This window comes from bacterium, from assembly GCA_023150945.1.
In the GTDB taxonomy this organism is placed as follows: Bacteria; Zhuqueibacterota; Zhuqueibacteria; order Zhuqueibacterales; family Zhuqueibacteraceae; genus Coneutiohabitans.
Map to the genome: position 1 here is coordinate 189,904 of JAKLJX010000012.1, position 20,805 is coordinate 210,708.

Sequence of the window (20,805 nt, forward strand, 5' to 3'; positions counted from 1 at the left end):
GATCGGATGGTCAGCGTGGCGGCAAGCTGCCGTCGTCGCCGTTCTGGCCTTCCTGTTGCTGGCGGCGGGCTTCGCCTTCCAGAATGCGGCGCAACCGTTCAAGTTCGCGCTCGGCCTTGCGGCGCTCTTCTTTAATGCGTTCCAATTCCGCTTCGGCGGATTCGGTTTCACGCTGCTCTTTGATGATCTGTTCGAACAGCTCGCGCCGGCTTTCCGCTTTGCGCATGAGCAGATCGCGCTCGCTCATCGAGTATAGCGAGGTCGGCAGCAGGGTGATTTTCATGCCCAGGCTGACGCGCCAGGCCGAGTAGCGCGGCAGGGTGTAGAGCCGGGCTTCATTGCGGGCGGGCGTGGCGCTGCCGGACAGGCGCAAATCCGAGCTGGCATCGAGCGCCATCCAGCGATAAGGTTTGTAGGAGACGCCGGGCGTGAGATACATGACCGCGCTGCGGCTGAAGGCGGTGGTGGGCGGCGCGCTGATGAAGGCGCTGCCCAACAGCTCGAAGCGGAAGTTGAATTTTTCCGAAGGCAGAATCATGGCCGCGCCATAGAGAAATTCCTGCGTCATCTTGGTGACCGCAATCTGCGGCGCATCGCTGGAAAGGATTTGTCCGACGTCGTTGTGATTCCAGTAGCCCAGATTGAAATGCGCGCTGAAACCGTCTTCGGGATACAGCGGGTCGCGCGCAAATGACACCAGGGCGGTGGCGCCAAAGCTCACCTTGCCGGCGGAGTACGGCTCGAAGGGCAGGTTGTGCATCTTGGCGGTGGGCAGGCGCGTGCCCAATTCGATGCCATAGGTCATGGCGGCGCCGCGCTGGCCCAGGGAGGCGATCTTCAAGCGCAGAAAAATGTCATCGGGGATGTTGAAGGCTTTGCCGCGGCGGTTGGTGTCTTGGTAGATCATCGGCACCACCGACAATTCGAAGTGACGGCTGATGCCGTAATTCAAAGCCGCGCCACCCTGCACATTCCAATAGGCCACGGCGGTGGTATCGCCTTTGGGATTGGAGGCCGGCGGCGGCACATTCACCACCTTGCCGTAGAAACGGGTGTGGGTGTACAGGGTCAGGTAGCCCGGCTCCAGGTTCCAGGCGGAGCGGACAAAGGTCGGGCCGCGCCCGCCGTGGAACGGCACCTGCGCCTGCGTTTCCGGCGCGCCGGCGAGCAACGCCACCAGGCTGCACAGCGCGATGCGCATCCCAAACCGTCCTCGGGGCGAGCCGTACGCGGACCGCCCTGAGAAGGAAAGCCGAGATGTAAGCTGAATCATGATGAAAACCTCCAGAAAAATTTGTGTCACGGCAGAATTACGGATCTAAACTGATTTCGAGCAAATCGCCGGCGGGCTTCGCCGCGGTCGCCGGTGCGAAGCTCGTGCAATCGTGTCGTCGCTCATAGGCTCGCATGAACTCGCTGGGGGGGCTCGCCGTGTCTGTTGGTCGTGGAGATTGGTGGCGTGCGGTCGGAACCAAGCCCGTCCGGATGGGGCTCAATCGGGGTTGCCTTTTCGGCTTTCATCCCACGGGAGGAGGTGATCAACTACACTGAAAAGTGCAAATCCCTGTTGCCCATTGCGGCCCGCCCGTTCGCCTGCGCCGCCGCGCGAGTTTTGCGGCACGCGCACGCTGGCGGCAGGTTGGCGCAGACGGAGCTGCGGCTCATCATGACGTCCAGTCACCACGGACAACGCACTGTTCCTTCGGCCACTACTGCCGTCCCCCGGCTGCGCTGGCAGCCTTCCCCTGCTGGCGGCGGCCTCCTGGGTGCCCGCCGCGTTTCCTCTTCGCCGAAGGCTCACGCCCTTTCATTGTCGCCAGGAGATACCAACAATTTTGTGCGTTCGCAGAAAGTTTTTGGCCCTGGTTCGTTAAATGTTTCTGACAATAGCAGTCGCGGGCGCCCATCACCGCTGCTGTCCTCCGGCTGTTGTCCGGCCGGACGATGGCAGCCCAAAGGAGCGTTCCAGCCTGCTAACAATGCTATCGCGGTTATCGTACCCGCCTGCTGCCAAAAATGCGTAAGCGGCAAGACAAAATTGGCCTTGTTTTTCATGGGCCTCTGCCGGCATCAGGTCGCGCAGGCTTGGCAGCCGCACCGCGACCGCGGCCACGTTCCAGAAACAGTGTTGACGTTTTGGGGAATAAAGCGTATTTTCCGCGAACCGTTTGGCAACTACAAGCCGGCGCATTCAACCGCGGAGCAAGTTAAGAGCAGGAGGCATTCGCGATTTGTCACGTAGCGGAGAACAACATGCATTCAACCCTTCAGCGCAAACGAGTTTTCATCACGGGTATGGGCTTGGTGACGCCCCTGGGACTCACCATCGAAGAGAACTGGTCGGCATTGATGGCGGGACTTTCGGGGATCGGCCCGATCACGCACTTTGATGCCTCCCATCTGAGCACCCAGATTGCAGGAGAGGTCAGAAACTTTCACCCCGAACACTACATGGAGGTGAAAGAGATCCGGCATTACGACCGGTACGTGCACCTCGCGGTGGCGGCGGCGGACAAGGCGCTGGCTGATGCCGGCCTCTCCGCGGAGAATCTGCCGCACGAGCGCACCGGCCTGCTGATCGGCTCCGGCATGGGCGGCATGGAAACCTTCGTGAACAACACCCGCGCGCTGATCGAGAAGGGGCCGCGCCGCGTTTCGCCGTATTTCGTGCCGGCGGTGATCGCCAACATGGCCTCCGGTTTTCTCACCATTCGCTACGGCATTCAAGGCCCGAATTTCTCCATCGTGTCGGCCTGTGCCACCGGCGCGCATTCCATCGGCGAAGGTCTGGAGATGATTCGCAAAGGCATCGCAGAGGTGATGCTGGTGGGCGGCGCGGAGGCCGCGGTCATCGAGCTGGGCGTGGCGGGCTTCATCGCGGCCAAGGCGCTCTCCAAACACAATCATCCGCCGGAAAAAGCCAGCCGGCCGTTCGATCTGGCGCGTGACGGCTTCGTGATGGGTGAAGGCGCGGGCGTGCTGGTGCTCGAAAGCGAAGCGCATGCGGCCAGCCGCAACGCGCGCGTGTGGGCCGAACTGCTGGGCTCGGGCTCCTCGTCCGATGCTTATCATCCCACGGCGCCACGCACCGACGGCACCGGCGCCGCCAAGGCGATTCGCTTTGCCCTGGCTGACGCCGGACTTGCCAACGAGCAGATCGGCTACATCAATGCTCACGCCACATCGACGCCGTTGGGCGACCGCGCGGAAGCCGCCGCGATTCGCCACCATTTTGGCGAGCATACCAAAAAGATCGCGGTCAGCTCCACCAAGTCGATGACCGGCCATTTGCTCGGCGCCGCCGGCGCGGTGGAGGCGGCCTACACGGCGATGGCGTTGCATCATCAAATGCTGCCGCCGACGATCAACCTGCACGAGGTCGATCCCGAATGTGATCTCGATCACGTCGCGAATCAACCGCGGCCGGCCAAACTGCAGTATGCCATTTCCAATGCCTTCGGCTTCGGCGGCACCAACGCCACGCTGGTGTTGGGCCGGTATGAGGGAGAAGGCGCACGCTGAATTTTCAACTGGCAGGCGCGGGGGCGGGAAGCGCAGGAGTTTTCATCCGCAGATGGCGCAGATGACGCAGATGGTGATGAGGGTGTTGGCAGGCGCGGGGGCGGGAAGCGCAGGAGTTTTCATCCGCAGATGGCGAAGATGACGCAGATGGTGATGAGGGTGCCGGCAGGTGCGAGGGCGGAGCGCAGGGGTTTTCATCCGCAGATGGTGATGAGGGTGCTGGCAGGCGCGGGGGCGGGAAGCGCAGGGGTTTTCATCCGCAGATGGCGCAGATGGTGTTGGTGGACGCAACAATTGTCGGCGGGTGCGACTGAAGAGCGTGTGCAATGCGCTCGCCTTCACGGCGGCCAGCTTGCGGCCACGCGAAAGCCGAGATTGTTGCTGCGAAATGTGGGCGCGATGCCGCGGCGATAGGCAATCTGCAGCCGCGCCGGCGTGTCGCTCCACGAGCCGCCGCGAATCACCCGTTCGTTCCCCAACGGAACCGTCACGCCATTCTGCGCCGGGCCGTTGGCGGTGGCAAACCAGCCGCTGCACCATTCCCACACATTACCGGTCATATCGCAAATCCCCAGGGCATTCGTGCCGAATTTGCCCACCGGCGCGGTGAATGCATGGCGATCGTCATAATTGCGCCAGATGACCGGCCAGTCCGGAAAAACCTTCTTCAGGGCTTCATCGGCAACGTTGCCGCCGCGTGTGAGTTGCGGCGGCCCGTTGCCCCAACTGTATTTCATGTCCGTTTTCCCGCTGCGCGCCGCAAATTCCCACTCCGCCTCGGTCGGTAAGCGATATTTTTCCGCGCGGTTTTGCGACAGCCAATTGCAGAACTCCACCGCGTCCTCCCAAGACACCCCCACGACCGGATGATCAGGATCATGCAGGGCCGGCCCGAGCTGTTTGTAGAAGCCGTCGCTGCCGGTGCGGTAGTGATATTTGCTGCCGGCGTCCATCCATTCCGGAAAATGCCTGCCGGTTGCCTCGACGAACGCCAGATACTCGCGATTGGTCACTTCATGTTTGCCGATGAGGAAATCACCGAGCGTGACGGTTTTGGGCCCGCCGGTCGCTTCATCGTTCGCAGCCTCGCGGCGCCAGCTACTGGCTTGCACCAACACCATGCCCTCGGGAAGGCGGGCGGTTGCCCGCTCCCCGGCGCGCGAGTTCGATTCGCGAAAGACTTGCCGGCTGACGAGGAGATTCTTCGGCGGGGTATTGCGCGTGCGCGGGGCAGTCTCGTTGTTCAATTCTGCTGCGTTTTTTTCTTTCTCTGCAAGCAGGCGATTCGAGTTTGATTCCGGCGGCTTCCCCGCGGTGCGACTCTGCGGGGCCGGGACAATGAGCGGGTTGCTTGCCGGCTTTTGTGCCGAGGGTCCGGAGTTGGCGGAACTGGCCGGCACCGCGGCCGCGCCGTTCGCGGGAGCGGGCGGGGCGGCAGTGCGCCCCGGAGGGCCCGCAGTTGTAGCAGCGGCCGCCGTTTCTTCTGCTTCGACAAATTGATTGGCGCGCACCAGCAGCCACCGTAAAGACTGGGTGAGGTAGGCTTGGGTGGCCGGCTCGCGCAAAATTGCCCAGGACAAAAGCGAAGAAGCTGCGAGGAACACTGCCGTGATGAGCAGGCTTTGCTTGAATGGCATTGGCCGCGTTCGTGAACTGCGGCGCGGCGGGGTGGCGTTGCGGGCAGCGGCAGCAGGCTTGCTGATGCCGTTTTCGCCGGTGGGCCTTCTTGCCGGCGCGGGGGTGGCTGCCAACATGATTTTGTCCGCAGTGGTTGCTGCCACTTCGCTGCCGGCGAGGATGGGTGTCGCGCCGGTGGCGGGCGCTGCCGCCACGGCCGTGCGTGGCTCCGCCTTGCGATTCAGGCGAAAGACCTGTTGGCCCTGCGCACCCTGCCGCAGCTTGTGCAGCCGCCGGCCAACTTCCGCGGCGCTCGCCGGCCGGTCCTTCGGATTTTTCGCCAGTAGTTGCTGCACGAGATCAGCCATGCCGGCGGGAAAGCCCACCAGCATTTCATCGAGCCGCGGCGGTGCCGTGTTCACGATGGCGTTGATCAACTCGCTTTCGTTCAACGCATCGAAGGGAAGCTGCGCGGTGAGCGATTCATAAAAAATCACGCCCAGGCTGTAGAGGTCGGTGCGATGATCGACCGGCTGGCCGAGATACTGCTCCGGCGAAGAATACACCGGCGAGCCGATGCGCGCCTGATAGCGCGTCAAGCGCGCATTGGATTCGAGAATCTTGGCCACGCCGAAATCCACCACCTTCACCATCTCATTGCCGTGCTCATCGTGCACCAGCATGATATTGTCGGGCTTGAGATCGCGGTGAATGACATTGTTGGCGAGCATGCAGGAAAGCGCGGCGCATATCTGGGTGCCGAGCTCGAGCACCTGATCGAGCGAGAGCGCGCCGTGCCGGCTCAGGCGCTGGCCGAGCGACATGCCTTCGAGAAACTCCATCACGAAGTATACCATGCCGTCGGCGGTCTCGCCGAAATCATAGACGCTCACGACGTTGGGATGCTTGATGCGCGCCGCCACTTGCGCTTCCTGGTAGAAGCGCTGGCGGATTTCGGCGTTGGTGAGAAAATCCGGCCGGATGAATTTGATCGCCACGAAATCTTCGATGAACATGCGGCGCGCGCGAAACACGCTGCCCATGCCGCCCTCGCCCAGCTTGGCGTGCAGTTGGTAGCGCCGGTCGATCACCATGCCGATTTGCGGCTGGGGATAAGCCCGCAGGCCGCCGCCGGCGGCCCTGACGCCGGCGCACGCATGCGGCCGGGTGGCGTCATAAGGCGACTGGCATTTGGTGCAAGTCTTGATGGTGGTTCTCATCGCCTTCCCATCGCAAAGCTCGGCCCGATTTGAAACGTCAGGTATTGAATCGCCGGGCCCTCATCCAAAAATGCGTGATATTGCAGGCGTGACTGCAGCCAGATTCGTTCGCCGAGCGGCAGTTGCTGGGTGAGATGTGCGGCCGCGCCCCAGCGCCGATCGGTCAGCGTCGCGGTCCGGCTCGCGCCGGTGATTTTGATTTGCGGCAGAAACCAACCCAGCCCCACGCCCAACGTCCAGCGCGGGTGAACCTGAAAATCGAGGCCCGCGCCGACTTTGATCATCGCGGCCGATCCCTGCAAGCCGAGATTCAAAAGCTGCTGCGCGATTGGGCCTTTCAGCCGTAACGGCGACCAGGCATAATTCAAATTCAACCCCCAACGCGGCGACAGCGGCAGCAAAAACAGGCCCTCGAGCGCGGCGCTGCGCGCAAAAGCCGCAGTCATGTCGATGGTCTGCACCGGCTGTTCGTTGGCATCGACGACTTCCAGATTGAAGCTCAGCCCATACGAAGCGGAGCTGCTTTTGAGGCTCTGGTTCAGGCCGCCGATCAGGCTGAAGCGCAGCGGCGGCCACACCGGCGCCGGCCGCTCGCCGGTGAGGGCTTTCGCTCCTTCGCCGCGCGGCGGCGTGCGGTCGCGTGCGCCCTTCAGCTTTTCCAGCATCGGATCATACTCGCCCGTGCGCGGTTCGAGCACATCGCCCTTTTGAATCGTGGTGTGGTCGGCCTTCACCAGAACTTTGACGGTGGCCAGGCGGGGATTGACTTTCGTCACCTCGACCCGGCCGACCCAATACATCAATTCACCGGACTGGCGATTGACCTCGAACACATCACCCACTTGAATCCCGCCTTCCGCGCCGCGATCAATGAGACCGAGATTGTTCTCAAAACGCAAAACCCGGATGGGCGTCTGGGCAGCGGCAAGGCTCAGGCTGGCAGCCAGTAGCGCTGTCAAAATTCGAAAACTTGTCATTCGCAATCTTGGCTCGATTAAGCTCGTGATCGCTCGCCTGCGGGGCGCAATGCCGTAGCGAGAGCCGTTGGCTTGGATGAGATTGAACACAGCCCCACGCGGGCAAATCTGCAAGATCAAACCGGCCGCCCGCCCACCGTGCGGTTGCGAGCCGGCTGGAAAAATTTCCGCAACGCCATTCTGCTCAGCAAATACCAGCCCACCTCACGGCAGGGCTGCGAATTCGTGAATATTCGTCCAGCCGCGCTGGCTTTGCCAGCGCCGCCTGGCAATTTCGTTACGTTCCCGTCGGCGGGATTTCCAAAATGTAAATCCCCTTCGCCGGGAGGTCACTTTTGCGAATCAAGGTAACAGAGCGCCAGTGAGCTGGTACCATGATTTATTGGAATGGCCTCTCGCTTTGTCATTCAGGCGAATCTTGTGAAGAACTCGGCACGGTGCCCGAATTTTCACGACATCCTGTGAAGATTTGAAAGGGGCGCCGGGTCCTTCACAGGATTTCTTCTGGATGACACGCGGAATCACATCTACCAATCAAGGCAACAAGGCACGAGTGCTTTGTTATCTTGATTGGCAGGAGTGATCCCGCTTGTCCTGCGGAAGGAATCTCGTGAGGTACTTTGCGCTGTGCTCAAGTCTTCACAGGATCCTTCCAGGATGACAATGGTGGTGGAGATATTTTTCAAGGTCACGGTGTGCTAGCGTTTCCGCGCGAGCAACTGCTGGAACTCCGCCACACTGCCGACGCGATAGGCGCAACCGTGCGGGCAGTTGTTGACACAGGCCGGGCCGTGATTGGCTTGATAACAGAGATCGCATTTGCTGGCAAGCAGACGCGGCTGGCCGCGCAACATCTCCGGCAGCATGTTGGCGGGCCACACTTCGCCGGTTTCGTGCATGATGATGGCATCATAGGGACAGTTGTTGGCGCACGCGCGGCAGCCGATGCAGAGATCGTCCACGATCTCCACCACTTCCCCCACCTGCGCGCGGTGAATCGCGCCGGTCGGACAGCCGATCAAACACACCGGGTCATGACAGTGATAGCAGGACTTGGTGATCAGGAAGTTTTCATACTTGTCGCCCTCGCGCACGAAGCGCGGGCGGCCGGCATGCGTGTCCGCGCAGCCGCGCACGCAATCGTCGCAGCGCGTGCAGGCATCGAGGTCGATCACCAGCATGCTGCTGCCCTGCACCAAGCCCTTGTCGAGCGCGGTTTGAATGAACTCCGACTGGCCGACGTGCTTGCGATTGTAGCCGGTCTCCTTGATGCGCGCCACCGCGCTTTCCCACAGCCGCCGCCGCACCGCCGCATATTTGCGCAACAACGCCTGCAAATCTTCCCGGCTGATTTTGATCAGCTCGGTGAACTCCACCGAAGTGGCCGTGCACATCCATTTGCCCAGCTCGGGCACCAACAACTCGACTTCGCCGAGCGTCAGGCCTTTGGAGAGATAGGACACCGCGACTTCTCCCTCACCCAAAGGCTGCGACAGTTTCAAGAAACCGGAGCGTACCACATACAAAGCCCCGGCCTCTTCGCCGGCGCGTGCCACCACTTCCCCCGGCTCGCACGAAACCAATTCGACGCGGCTGGTGAGCGCGGTGAGAAAGCCCTCCTCGCAGGTTTGCAGCAACGGCGTGGTCTTGAGCTGGGCCAGCAGCGAGCGCTCGCGATAGATCTTGTCCAGGCGCTCCTTCAAACCGCGTGATTTGCGCTTCATGCGGCGCAGGGCCGGCACGCGAATCTGCGCCAGCACGCATTCGGTGGCGGTGCGGGCGGTGACGGATTGCGGCCAGCCGTTGACCGCGCCGATTTCGCCGAACAGCTCGCCCGCGCCCAGCGTGAGGCCGCTGCCAGCCGGCAAATTGAAATCCACCGCGGAGAGAAACACGATGCCCGCGCCGTTCTTCGCTTTGCCGTTGGCGGCCGGCCGCCGGCCATTGCGGACTTTCTGCAAATAGACCTCGACCGTCCCCTGCACGATGAAAAACGCCAGATCGAGATATGCGCCCTCTTCGAACAGAATGGCGTTCGGCTGCCAGCGCGCAATCGCCACGTCCGGACTGAGCTCTTCGAGAAAGGCCTCATCATACTCCCGAAACAACTCGAACTGGCGCAGCCGCTCGGGTGAGAGTTTTTCTGAAATGCCCAGAATGCCGGCGGTCGCGCCCAGCGCCGACCAGCGGTCGCGGTATTGTTCCATGCGCTTGACGCCGGTGGTAGCGGGCTGATTTTTTTTAGAATTCAAAGACGGCATGACTTTTTCAATGTGCAGTTCAAGTTTGGTTGTGATTTAGGCTGCGCTGCCGCCGGCACATTTGCCCTGGCGTTCGGCAGAACAACGCCAAGTCATCGGAGTTGCGTGCACGTCTGCACCGGATCTCACGGGATGACAGGGGTAGGGCAGATTTTTTTCCATGCGCCACTTCATTGCCCGGTGCGTTGATACAACAGCTCCAGACGTCTTTTCACAATCAGCAGAATCTCGCCGAGCGAAGCGGTGTCACTCACTGCCGGAAACGGCGGCAAAGTGAGAGGCAGCATCACACGCGTGGTCTCGACGGGTGCTGGGAGCAGCGCTGCCTCCGGCGCGGCGGCCGGCAGGTTCATCGGCGCATTCGCAGCCATTCTGGCCGGCGCGGCCGCTGGCGGCGCCATGGCCGCGGCGGGCATCTTCTCCGGTTTGGCGGGTGCGGCATTCGTGGCGGGTGGATTCGCACGCTGGTCGGCTGCTGCGCGCGGTGCTGCTGGCGCCGCAGCCGCCACTGCCATCACCGGGCCTTTCGCATTCATCGCCCGTTCAAACGGCGCTTTGGTGAGCTCGTTTTGATCCGGCGGACGCTGCCAGTGTTTGGCCACCTTCTTCAGGCCGGAGATGTAGTTGAAGCGCGCGCCATCGGGATGGCCCGCGGCCAGGAGTTTCTGATCCGTGATGTAATGACAGCGCACGCACGTCGCCGCGCGCTGATCGAGATTGGCCAGTTCCACCAGGCCGAGCCGCAGCGCCTTGACGTAGCCCGGCCGCGTCCTGCCGAGTTTGGGATCACCCTCGGAATGCGGATCCTTGTAGCCGCTGCCGGCACCGTGACAACTCTCGCAGCTCACGCCTTCTTCCACTTCCCGGTTTTCCTTGCCCGACACCACCGTGCCGTGACATGTCATGCAGCTTTGATTGCCTTTCAGCATGTCCGCCGGATTGACGCCCGCCAGCTTCGCGATCTTCTCATAAGCCGCGGGATCGTCGAAGAAGGCATCCACCGTCACTTTGTGCGCATCATTCTTCCACCACTCATTCTGCTGCGCGTGGCAATTGCTCTGCCCCAGACCGCAACTGCCCGGGCCGAGCGTTTTGTATTGCGCCCAGCCCGGCGCTGCTGCGACCAGCAGCAACAATGCAGCGAGCGCCCGCCTGATTTCCGCCGCGGAAAAGAACGTCGGCGCGGCAACGAACTGCGGCAGTCTGCCGTGCGCCGCGTCGCCGTCAATCGCCGCGTCGGGCCTGGCGGATCGATTTTTTCCAGTAATCATCGGAGACCTTCCAAATCTTGCCGTCCCGCAAAAACAACCGGCGCATTTCTTCGAGCGTCAGCGGCCGCGAGCCGAGACGGCCAAACACGCTCACTTGATTGCCGCTCTCATCGACCGCGCGGTCGCGGTCCATGCCCTTCGACAGCGCGATGGCCTCGCCCGGCGTCCGCTTGGTGGCAATCAGCCGCGGATTGGGTCGCGGGCTGAATCCCAAAAACGCCGGGTCCAGCGGCGAAGTCAGTTGCAGCACGTGCACGCCGTTGCGGCCGTCGGCGACATAAGCAAACAAGCTGGCATTGGTGGCCGCCACCTTCACACCGTAAGTGTCGCTGATCTTACCCTCGCCGTTGTAGATTTGATCGACACGCAACGCTTCGGGATTCTCCGCGTCGAGAATGACGAGGCCCTGTTTGCCCGCGGCGACATAAGCGTAGGTGCGCGCCCAATACAGCTCGCGCGCATCTGCCAGCGCCACCACATTGTTCGGCACCAGCCGCGGCTGCTCCGGAAAAGTGAGATCGATGGCCTTGACGCCTTCCTGATCGCACACCAGCGCATAGCGGAATTGCATCGCCACGGCTCTCGGTTTTTTGAGGGCAGGCGCGCCGATGCGCGCCACCAGTTTCGGCTGCCGGGGATTGTCGACGTCCACGATCATCAAACCCTGGTCGCAGCACAGGTAAACATAGCGGCCGGCGATCGTCAGATTCACCGCGCCGTTGAGCGCACCGTTGGGATTGAACGTGACCGCGCGCTCGAGAAAATTGTTGCGCGGATTGTTGTCCACCAGGGTCATGACGTCGACCAGAATCAAACCCTCCTCGCGGTCGGCGACATAGGCATAGCTGTAGGACGGATGAATCGGCCACTGTTCCTGATTCTCCGGCCGGTGCACGCGTCGGGTGTCGACCGGCATGTTGGTGGGCAGGGCCACGGCCGTGGCGAATTTCGTCTTCACCTGCGTGTCCTGCCCGAAGGGCGAAACCGGCGCGGAGACAATGCGCTCGGAAAAGCCCTTGTTATCGATATTGGCAACGTCATACACGCGCAGTCCGTCCTCGCCGTTGGCGGTGTAGAGATACTCGCCGCGCAACTGCAGGCTGCGGATATTGGTGCCGCCGTGCTCGTATGCAGTTGCCAGTTCCTTGCCGTTCTGCAGGTGCCGTTGATAGTCGTCGGGATAGGCGAGCTTCTGCAAATAGCTGCCGATCACCGCCTGGGGCTCGTCATCTTCCGTCACTTTCACTGCGGCCAGGCCGTGCGGCCCGAGGCCGGCGTAAACGTATTTGCCCATGAAATTGACGGTGTTGGTGCCCTGCAACAACACCTGCGCCAGCCAGGCGTTGTTGTCATTCTGCTCGGAAAGATGGCAGTCCGTGCAGGTGCGGGTTTCGGTGGTGCGCACGGTGTGCGGAAAATGGGGATTGAACGCCTGGCTGCTGTAACCCGGCGCGGAAATCGGCACTTGTTGATTGTAAATCTGCTCGCGACTGGCATTGCGCGAGCTGAGCATCACCGCGCTGGAGGAACGCGCCGGCGCATACTTGTTGCCTTTGGTCGTCGCGTTGCGGCACAGCATGAAGGCGTCGTCGCGCAACACCTGCGGGTTGTAGGTCGTCCAGTTGCGCGATTCTCCGCCTTCGAAGTGATTCATCGCTTTTTTCCAGTTCGCCTGCTGCGGCAGATGGCAGCCGAAGCAATTCGTCACCCACGAGCTGTGGCAGGTGTAGCATTCCATCTTTTGCGGGCCGTGCGCCAGTTGCGACTCGCTCATCGGCCGCGCCCAGGTCACACCGCCGGTGGCCACCAGCTTGGCCGCAGCCGCCTTGGCATTGTAATGCTTGCTCGCGGGATCGACGATGTCCGCCACCTGGGGAATCTCCCATTGCAGGGAATCGTGCACCATCGAGCGTTGGAAAACGCGATCGCCGCGCTTGATGAAGCGGCGTTCGCCGAAGGGCGTCAACCGGTCGAGCAGTGCAGTGCCGCCGGCCGGCGCCGCCAATCCTGAAGTCAGCAGCGTGGCCCGCTGCGTCACCGTGCCGTGGCAATCGACGCATTGGATCTCGATCGCGTTGTGAAACTCGCCGTAGAGCTTGCCGTTGCCGTGATTGTCCTGGGTGGTGTGGCAATCGACGCAGTGCATGCCCTTCTCCGCGTGAATGTCTTTGAGGTGCACGGCTTTCTGCGCGGTGCGGCATGCTTCATCGCAATAGGCCTTGCTGCCGTCGGCGAGCGGGACGACGCCGTGAAATTTGTGCGGCGCGTCGGGTGGAATCGCTGCGCCGTTCTGATCCAGCAGGTTGCCGCGCCGGTCGCGCTTGAACACCGCGCGAAAGATCCAGCCGTGGCCGTGATAGTCCGCCAATTGCGTGGTCTTGAGCTTGGGATTCAGCCGCGTGACCGTGCGCAGAAAATCCGGATCGCCCCAGTTGCCGCGCAACACCGCCTCCTCGGGATTGGCGGCGAGCAGCTTGAAAGCCTCCTCGGAGGAAAGCTGCTGCTGTTGCTTGGGATACATGAACTGGCCGTCGCTCTCGTAATCCCACATTTGAAATCCGAGAAACGTATTCATGAAGCCATTGGGCTGATGCATGTGACACACCATGCACTGGCTGGTGGGAATCGCGCGCGTGAATTGGTGACGAATCGGATGTCCGGATTCCCGCTGGGAGATGGTGGTATCGGCGGTTTGCGAGTAGCCGCGATTGCCGAACTTCGCATAAGGCCCCGCGTGCACCGGCGAACGATCATTGGCATACACCACATGGCAGGCAGAGCAGCCGCTCGAGCGATAGTCGCCGGGATGATCGTTGGTACCCAGAAACGAAAGATGCGGATCGTTCAGCCGGGTTTTGTGAATGTTGAGCAGCGGCGAGCTGATCAGCAACTGCGTTCCCAAGCCGCGATCGCTGAGCTTGTTGTCGGGTTTGCCCGGTTCTTCCAGCGGGTTGGGCAGGCCAATGTCCGAGGGATTGATGCGCGGCACGCGGCCGCCGCGTTCGAAGCTGCGGAAGTTGTCGCCCGGCTGGGAAATCTCCCAGCGCGGCAGGGGCAGGAGAAAGGGCAGCACGCCTTTTTGCAGCTCTTCCGGCGTGGGCGGCGGCACGGTGTTGAGGCGTTGCGGCTCGCCTGCGCGGCTGTAACTTTCTCCGAGCAGGTAGTTCTTGGCGGAGAGAATGCCGTTGTTGTAAGCCGCGCCGCCCCACAACAGCGCGGAGTGCGTCATCATGCTTTTCTTGACGCGCAACACTTCCTGGGCATGGCAGCCGCCGCAGGCCTCCTGCGCCACCCGCAAATCGCTGGGATTGACAAAGCGGATGAATTCCGGCTTCTCCTCGTTGAGCAGAGTGTAAGAACGCTCCGGATTGGCCGAGCTTGGCCATTGGTCTGGATGGCGCGGCTGCACGTGCGCCTTTTTGAGTGTCGTGGCTTCGGCATCGCCGCCGTGGCAATCGGTGCAGCCGATCTTGATGGCAGTATTGCGGTGCATTGGCTCGATGCCACGGTGGCAGGTCAGGCAGCCTCTGCTTTTGCGATCTGCCTGGCGCTGCGTCTGTTTCATCAGATCGGTTTGGGCAAATGCCGTGGCCGCCGTCAACAGGCAGGCCAGAAGGTATGGCCGTATTCTCATGTCCTCTGTTCAGTAGGTGAAAACCAGCGAGGCAAACACCGAGTACAGCATCTGCGGTGACTGATAAATGTCGATGAATCCGCCGAAGGGCCGGAGCGCGGTTGCCGAAATGGTGATGATAGCATTATTGTTCAAAAAAGGTCGATAGATGAAACCCAGGCCAAAATCCAGCCCGATGTCATTGCGAATTGTGGATTGATTCAAAAACTGCTGCAATGGCGCGGTGGTGGCAAAGCGCAGATAGTTGGCATTCAACACGCTGCGCAGCTTGGGCGTCCATTCCGCCTCCCAGGCAAGATTGAACAGCAGCAAGCCGGGATTGACGAAATTGGGCTGCCCCTGCGTCTTGCTGCTGCGCAGATTGGGCAGGAGACTCTGACGATTCACCAAATTCACGCCCAACAGGCGAATGCCTTGCAGATTCCAGAAACTGAACGGCCCGCCGGCAAAGAATGGCTGATCGACAATGGCATCGAAGCCGCGGCCAACGCCGTCAAATGGCTTGGCATCTCCGGAGGAATAGAACACCGAGGCTTTGTAGCGTTTCCAATCTTGATCAATTGAAAGTTCCAACGCTGCCATTTGTGCATTGATGCGCACGCGCCGGCCGGCAAGTTGATTCCGGCTGTCACTGCCTACCACTTGATAGAAAGCATGGTTGATATTCCAGCGGCCGAGATGGCCGTCGCCCGTCCAGCCGAGATAAAAAGCACGCACCGTGTGCGGCGTTGCCGTGCCGATCAGTGCCGGCCGTGTGGGAAAGCCGTTGGTATCAACGTAGATGCTGGCGCGATCGACGTTGTAATGCAGGCTCCATTGCGCGGTGTAACCGAGGGTGAGAAAGTCCTGGCGGTACAAATTCACCAAATAGACCTGTTGATTGCGATCATCGAAAACGGTATTGAGCTCGCTGTTGGTGTCCTTTTCCAACTGATAAAAATAGGCGAGGTTGTATTGATAGTGATTTGAATGAAAATTGCCGAACAAACGGCCGCCGAGATTGAAGTCACTGAAGACAAAGCCGCGAAAGTCGCTGAACATACGCTGAATGCCGGCTTTGAATGAAATGAAATCATAGCGGTCGCTGAGATTGAGCAAATGCTTTTCCAGCGACAATTCCTGCAAAGCGAGCTGCCGGTCGCTGCGATCAGTGCGGTTGCGCGGGCTGATGCGGGCGACATTGCTTTCCCGCAAATCGAGGTAGTTGAAATTGAACGCCGGCGTCACGCGCAGCTCCCAATCGCGCGGCCGGAAGGCGGTGTCGCCGTGATAAAGATCGAAGGTCAGTCGCAACGTCTCGCTGGCGAGCGTGCGGTCGCCGGCGCCGAAGAAATTCTGGCTCTGCGCATTGGCGGTGCTCACGCCGCTGGGCGTCGGCAGCCGCGCGGCCTCGATGAAATTGTCGGCGCTGGCGGTGAAAATCAAAAACGTGTTTTGCCCGAACAGCGGCCGATCACCCTTGAGCTTGTTTTGATTGTAGGGATCATACCACCGGCCCTTGACATTGAGTTCATAGGGCGGCGGTTTGATGCTCTGCCAGCGGTCGGTTACCGGCTCAAAATCTTTCGGCATTGCTGCCGGTTTGGCAGGCAGGGCAGGGCGGCGGGTTGCAGTGGACCGGCGCGGCCGCGTTTCCACCACTTTGCGCGCCCGGACTTGGGAGGAGTCCCGCAGCGCGCGCCGCTGCGCCCACGCCTCATTCCTCGCAGCATCGAGCCAGCCCAGGCCCACCATCACCAACATAACGAACAGCAAACTCTGCTTGCACTCTCTCATGTCACACTCACGGCAATTCCGGCTGGCGGGGAAATTTGAGGTAAGGCAGCTTGACATTGCGATAGGCGTATTGATCGGTGCGGAGGGCCGGCGGTGCCTCGAAGCCCAGCGCGCCGCCGGCTGCGATGTAATCGTCCTGATCGACGCCATCGCCGCTGACGCCGAGGCCGCCCGCGAGCTGGCCGTTTTTGTAAAGCGGAATGCCGCCGGGAAAAATCTGAATGCCGTTGACGAACGGCGACCGGACCGGCATGGTCTGCTGCAACGTGAAGTCAAACTGCGCATCGACGTTTTGGTAGAACGGGCCGCTTTCCACCGGCTGGGTTTGCGGTTGCGCGCCGAGATCGATGCCCGGCGGAAAGTAGCGCTGGCTGAGAAATCCGAAGGCGCGCGTGCTCACCGCCAGCGGCGCGCCGGCGGGCAAGCCCAGCAGCGTACGCATCTGCTGACCGAGGGTATCATTGGGATCGCTGAACGCCACGGCTGAGCGCGCCTTTTGCGCGGCCACGTCGAAGCTGAACATGGTGGCATCCGCCATGCGCCAGATGCCGAGCAGCGTGCCGTCGACATCCGACACTGCGACCACGACGCGCGCCGCGCTGCCCAACGGCCGGCGAATCGCCGCGCGCGTGCGATTGGCGCGCGCCACCGCCTGGTTGATAATCTGACGCACCTCGCCGGCGGTCAACACGCTGCCGCCTTTGATGCGATAGTCATGCGCGGCATCCAGCATCACCTCGCCTTCCATCGGCATACTAGGCGGCGGCGTCGGCCGTATCGGAAAACCGGGATCGACCGTGCCGCGCGCCGCCAGGCTGTCGAAAGTCAGACTGAAATTGAAGGCCGGCGGCTGGGTGTTGGCGTAGAGCAGTTGGATGCCGTCGAGCATGATGGTGTCCCCGCGCTTGTCGCTGGAAACTTCATAGCCGCGCACGGCGGCCAGCGCAATGATCTCGTCCCGGCTGACGCCCTGGCAATAATTGAACATGGTGTTGAGCAGGTTGCCGGCGACCGCGGGATTGACATTGGCGGCCACGAACGTATCCGAGCCGCCGCTGATGCCCAAGCCGCCGGCGAGCGCACCGTTTTTGAAAATCGGCACGCCGCCGGAAATGCTGGTCAAGCCCGGAATGTTGCGCGGGTTGGGTTGCGGCGGCCCGAGCGGCGGCAGCGGTGCACCGTTGGGCTGCACATCACCGGTGGCAAGCTGGGAGAACGGCACGCCGAACAGCGGCCCGGCCGCGGTGTTACTGGCGGCCGGCGGGAAATGACCGCGCGTGATGAAGCAGGCGGTGAGGGTGGTGAAGCCGTGTTGATTGCTGCTCAAATAGGCGGCGGTGCGCGCTTTGGCGATCTCGCCGAGCAGCGCCTGCGCCGCCGGTGCCGCCTGTCCCGCGCCATTCATGTGAAAGACGCCCAGCACGTTGCCTTCACGGTCGACCACCGCGACGTTGATCTTCTCATTCATTTGCCCGGCCACTGCGACCGCTTGCGCCATCAACCGCTGTACGTCCGTTTCCGTCAACGCGGGGGGCTGCGCCGGCAGGGTTGCCTGCATCGGCATGCTGCGCGGACTGCAGCCGTTGAGCGCCAGGACGAACGTGTACAGCGCAAAGAAGAAAAAGAGGACGAACAGGCACCTGGCCTGCCAGCTTGCACCACCCTCACGGCGAAGCTTGTTTTGCCTGATCAAGGATGACATGCGGCGTGTTGCTCCTGCGATGGTTTGAATGAAAAACACTTTCCTGGCGGCACGGCTTGATCAACGCCCACCGGCGTCCGGCAGGCGTGAGTTGGCGGCGGACACAGCGGACAACAGGCGGGCAGCCACCGTGCCGAAGCGGAGCGCGGCCGGCAGTGCCACCTCCGTTTCGCGCGCGATGGCCTCCCGGCCCACAAAGGTGTGATTGCGGCTGTCCAAATCACGCACGCTGACGGTGTTGGATTTCACGATCAGCACGGCGTGACGGCGGGAAATGGAGGGATCATCGATGCAGACGGTGCAATCGGGCGCGCGGCCCACGAGATTCTCACCGGCGGCCAGCGGGAAGTTTTGCACTTCGCCGCCGGCTTTCTGCACTTCCAGCAACAGAGCCGTGCGACCGGCCGCGACGGGCGCTTCGACTCTCGTTTTCTCCGGCGCGGCGGCCGCGAACGGCAGTTCGCCGAGCGTCACCGGCACTGCTTCGATCAGGGTGCGGCCAATGCTCGAGCGGCGGCGCCGTTTGGTGGTTTTACCTTTGGCGAATGCCGGTCTTGACGGCGCGGGCGAAGAGGGCTTCTGCGCCAGCACCTTGAAACCATTGCCCGGCGCTGCCGCTTTGGCCGCGGCCTCGGCCACTTGAAACACGAAGTCGAACTTCCCGGCAAAGGTGATGACGTGCAAACGTCCCAGTTTTTCGCGGCCGCTCACCCGCCGGCCGTCGAGCTGGGTGCCGTTGCGGCTGCCCAAATCTTCCAGCACGTAACAGCGCTGCGCCTCCTCCCAAAAGATGCGCGCATGCCGGTCGGAAATGACCGGCGGCTCGAGTACGATGTGATTGTCGCCGCTTTTCCCGATCAACGCTTGTTTGCCGATCGCGAAGCTGGCGCCGGCGAGCATGCCGGTCGTGCAGAACAGTCTGGCTTTCATGGCTGATCTTCCGCTGCCGCGGGGCACCGACAAGTTGCGCCAAATGGGCGAGATGTCGCCTTCTGACAAAAAGTGTTCCTGCAACGGCTTGGCCGTTGCATCAAGATTCTCTGAGTTTCCACGACGCTCGCAGTTTTGCAAACCTCGGCTCAGCCGAAGTCAGAGCATTTTCGGACGGGCGCTCATGCCCTGTCACCTTGCAGAGTATATCCGCCACCGCTGAAGAAACCGCCTGGGCGCTTGGCCCGAAGCGCGCACAAGCCGAATCAAACTCGCTCCTGTTCATGACGAAGCGCCCGGGCGGTGGTAACAGGCCATGAGTCAATCAACATACAACAGCAGGCTCGCCCGATTGGTTTTGTTCGGATGATAATAGTGGCACGTCACGCAGCGATTCGAGGTTTCCGCGGCATTGTGGCAGCCGCGGCAATTCTCGATGCCCGGCACATTCTGAATCGCGGCGCGATCGGCCGCCGCCGCGGTGGCGGTGACCGGTTCGAACATCGGGATGGCGGTGTGGCATTCCAGACAGCGCCGCTGCAGAATGTGAGCGCGATGATCGAACTCGGCGCGCCGCAAGATCTGCTGATCCTTTTGCACCCGCTGAATGGCGGCATTGGCCACCACGTGGCAGCGCTGGCAGTTGCGCGTGAGATTGTCGGCCAGGCCGAGAATCGCCTGGGCTTGCGCCGGCGAGACTTGCGCATTGGGTTGCAGGGCGGACCGGAACAGCCTGGCATCTTTCGCGGCAAACTCTTGACGGCGGATCTTGTTCTGCGCGACTTTGAGCAGGGAATCCAAGCGCACCAATTCTTTCCGCATTTCCGGTTCGGGGCGTGAGCGCAGCGCTTCGGCTTGGCGGCGCAGAGTCTGCAAGGCCTCGTCATAAACCGGCTGCAGCGCCGGCGCACCTGCTGCAGCCGGGCCGCCGGCCTTGATCAAATCCGCCAAGCCGTTTTCAGGATAAAGCAGGCGGCGCAGCGAGCGCAGATTCTCCAGGATCCAGGGGTCGGCGTGGCGCACGGGAGATTTCACCACCCGGTTGCCGGATTTGATTTGAAACTCACCCGCACTGAGATTTTTCACCCACGCCAAAGCCGGGCCGCCGCGCCGGCGCATCTCTTCGAGCAACTCGACGCCCGGCGCCGGATCACCAGGATTGCGCACGGCCAGCGCCGGGGTTTCGCTGTTGGGTTGCAGATGGCAGGCGCTGCAATGCGTGTCGAACGCGATCGGCTCGAAATGCCGGCCGTCAGGCCGGGGATTGTGGCAATACAAACACGCGCGCTCGCGATCGGTCAATTGCTCGCGTTTCGCCACTTCCGCCACGTGCCGAATGTGCGTGAAGCGCAGCGTCGAATCATCCGCCGCCGGCGGCGCGATGAAATCGAATTGCGGGTGGCTGCGATTGAACGAGCCGAATTCGTGGCAGGGCAGGCAGCGATCATCCGCGACCCCGGTGAGTTTGGCTTCGCGGCCGTCATGTTCTTGATGACAGCCGGCGCATTCCTGCTCCTGCGCGCCGGCAGTGATCCGGCGCGGATCCGCCGAACGGTAGATTTCATGCGCCGCGAAGGAATACACGCCCAGCGTGTCCCCGGTTTTCTCATGGCAGACTGAGCATTTTGCGCTGGTCGCCGTTTGAAACGGCTCGTGGCACGCGCGGCAATCGGTTTCGAACTTGGCATGGCCGGAGGAGACCGGGCCGCTGGCGATGAACTGGTTTTGCAGCAGCAACGCGTCGACGGCGTAGTAGGCCAGCACGCACAATCCGCCTAGGCCGCCGAGCGCCACCAGCACGCGCCGCGCCTCCGGCAGGACATAGCGCTGCGCCAGCGAGAGTTTGAGAGTGCCGAAAAATCCCTTGTTGCCTTCTGCCTTTGCCACGGTAATCC

General features: G+C 61.8%; 12 protein-coding genes. 1 reads left to right on the forward strand and 11 read right to left on the reverse strand.

Translation table 11 applies throughout. From position 1 onward, the window contains the following. Window positions 1-10 precede the first annotated feature (10 nt). The gene (locus L6R21_16745; protein MCK6560844.1) at window positions 11-1,201 is read right to left on the reverse strand and encodes a hypothetical protein; all 1,191 of its coding nucleotides are present in this window, start codon (window positions 1,199-1,201) and stop codon (window positions 11-13) included. Between the two features lie 596 nt (window positions 1,202-1,797). Further along, window positions 1,798-2,055, reverse strand: a complete 258-nt coding sequence (locus L6R21_16750) for a hypothetical protein (GenBank protein MCK6560845.1) — start codon at window positions 2,053-2,055, stop codon at window positions 1,798-1,800. A 198-nt stretch (window positions 2,056-2,253) separates the two neighbouring features. Here L6R21_16750 and fabF point away from each other — a divergent pair, with 198 nt between their 5' ends. Next, window positions 2,254-3,522, forward strand: a complete 1,269-nt coding sequence (fabF, locus tag L6R21_16755; protein MCK6560846.1) for a beta-ketoacyl-ACP synthase II — start codon at window positions 2,254-2,256, stop codon at window positions 3,520-3,522. Between the two features lie 338 nt (window positions 3,523-3,860). On the opposite strand, the gene L6R21_16760 is transcribed toward fabF, so the two are convergent. The 9 genes from L6R21_16760 to L6R21_16800 all read right to left on the reverse strand — a co-directional run bounded on the left by L6R21_16760 (window position 3,861) and on the right by L6R21_16800 (window position 20,797). Next, window positions 3,861-6,359: a bifunctional serine/threonine-protein kinase/formylglycine-generating enzyme family protein gene (locus L6R21_16760; GenBank protein ID MCK6560847.1), complete on the reverse strand. Its 2,499-nt coding sequence runs from the start codon at window positions 6,357-6,359 to the stop codon at window positions 3,861-3,863. Beyond that, the gene (locus L6R21_16765; GenBank protein MCK6560848.1) at window positions 6,356-7,336 is read right to left on the reverse strand and encodes a hypothetical protein; all 981 of its coding nucleotides are present in this window, start codon (window positions 7,334-7,336) and stop codon (window positions 6,356-6,358) included. The genes L6R21_16760 and L6R21_16765 overlap by 4 nt, the downstream gene beginning before the upstream one ends. Before the next feature lie 698 nt (window positions 7,337-8,034). Further along, complete coding sequence (locus L6R21_16770) at window positions 8,035-9,588, reverse strand: cyclic nucleotide-binding domain-containing protein (protein ID MCK6560849.1); 1,554 nt, start codon at window positions 9,586-9,588, stop codon at window positions 8,035-8,037. Window positions 9,589-9,767: 179 nt separating this feature from the next. Further along, window positions 9,768-10,868, reverse strand: a complete 1,101-nt coding sequence (locus L6R21_16775; GenBank protein ID MCK6560850.1) for a hypothetical protein — start codon at window positions 10,866-10,868, stop codon at window positions 9,768-9,770. Beyond that, a complete protein-coding gene (locus L6R21_16780) occupies window positions 10,822-14,502 on the reverse strand; it encodes a hypothetical protein (GenBank protein MCK6560851.1) in 3,681 nt (1,226 codons plus the stop codon). The genes L6R21_16775 and L6R21_16780 overlap by 47 nt, the downstream gene beginning before the upstream one ends. 9 nt (window positions 14,503-14,511) lie before the next feature. Then, window positions 14,512-16,278 carry a hypothetical protein gene (locus tag L6R21_16785; protein ID MCK6560852.1) on the reverse strand — a complete coding sequence of 589 codons (1,767 nt, stop codon included), beginning with the start codon at window positions 16,276-16,278 and terminating at the stop codon, window positions 14,512-14,514. A 7-nt stretch (window positions 16,279-16,285) separates the two neighbouring features. Further along, complete coding sequence (locus L6R21_16790; GenBank protein ID MCK6560853.1) at window positions 16,286-17,980, reverse strand: heme-binding protein; 1,695 nt, start codon at window positions 17,978-17,980, stop codon at window positions 16,286-16,288. 60 nt (window positions 17,981-18,040) lie between these two features. After that, complete coding sequence (locus L6R21_16795) at window positions 18,041-18,910, reverse strand: FHA domain-containing protein (GenBank protein ID MCK6560854.1); 870 nt, start codon at window positions 18,908-18,910, stop codon at window positions 18,041-18,043. Between the two features lie 321 nt (window positions 18,911-19,231). Then, entirely contained in the window at window positions 19,232-20,797 is a 1,566-nt protein-coding gene (locus tag L6R21_16800; protein MCK6560855.1) for a cytochrome c family protein, read from the reverse strand. Window positions 20,798-20,805 lie beyond the last annotated feature (8 nt).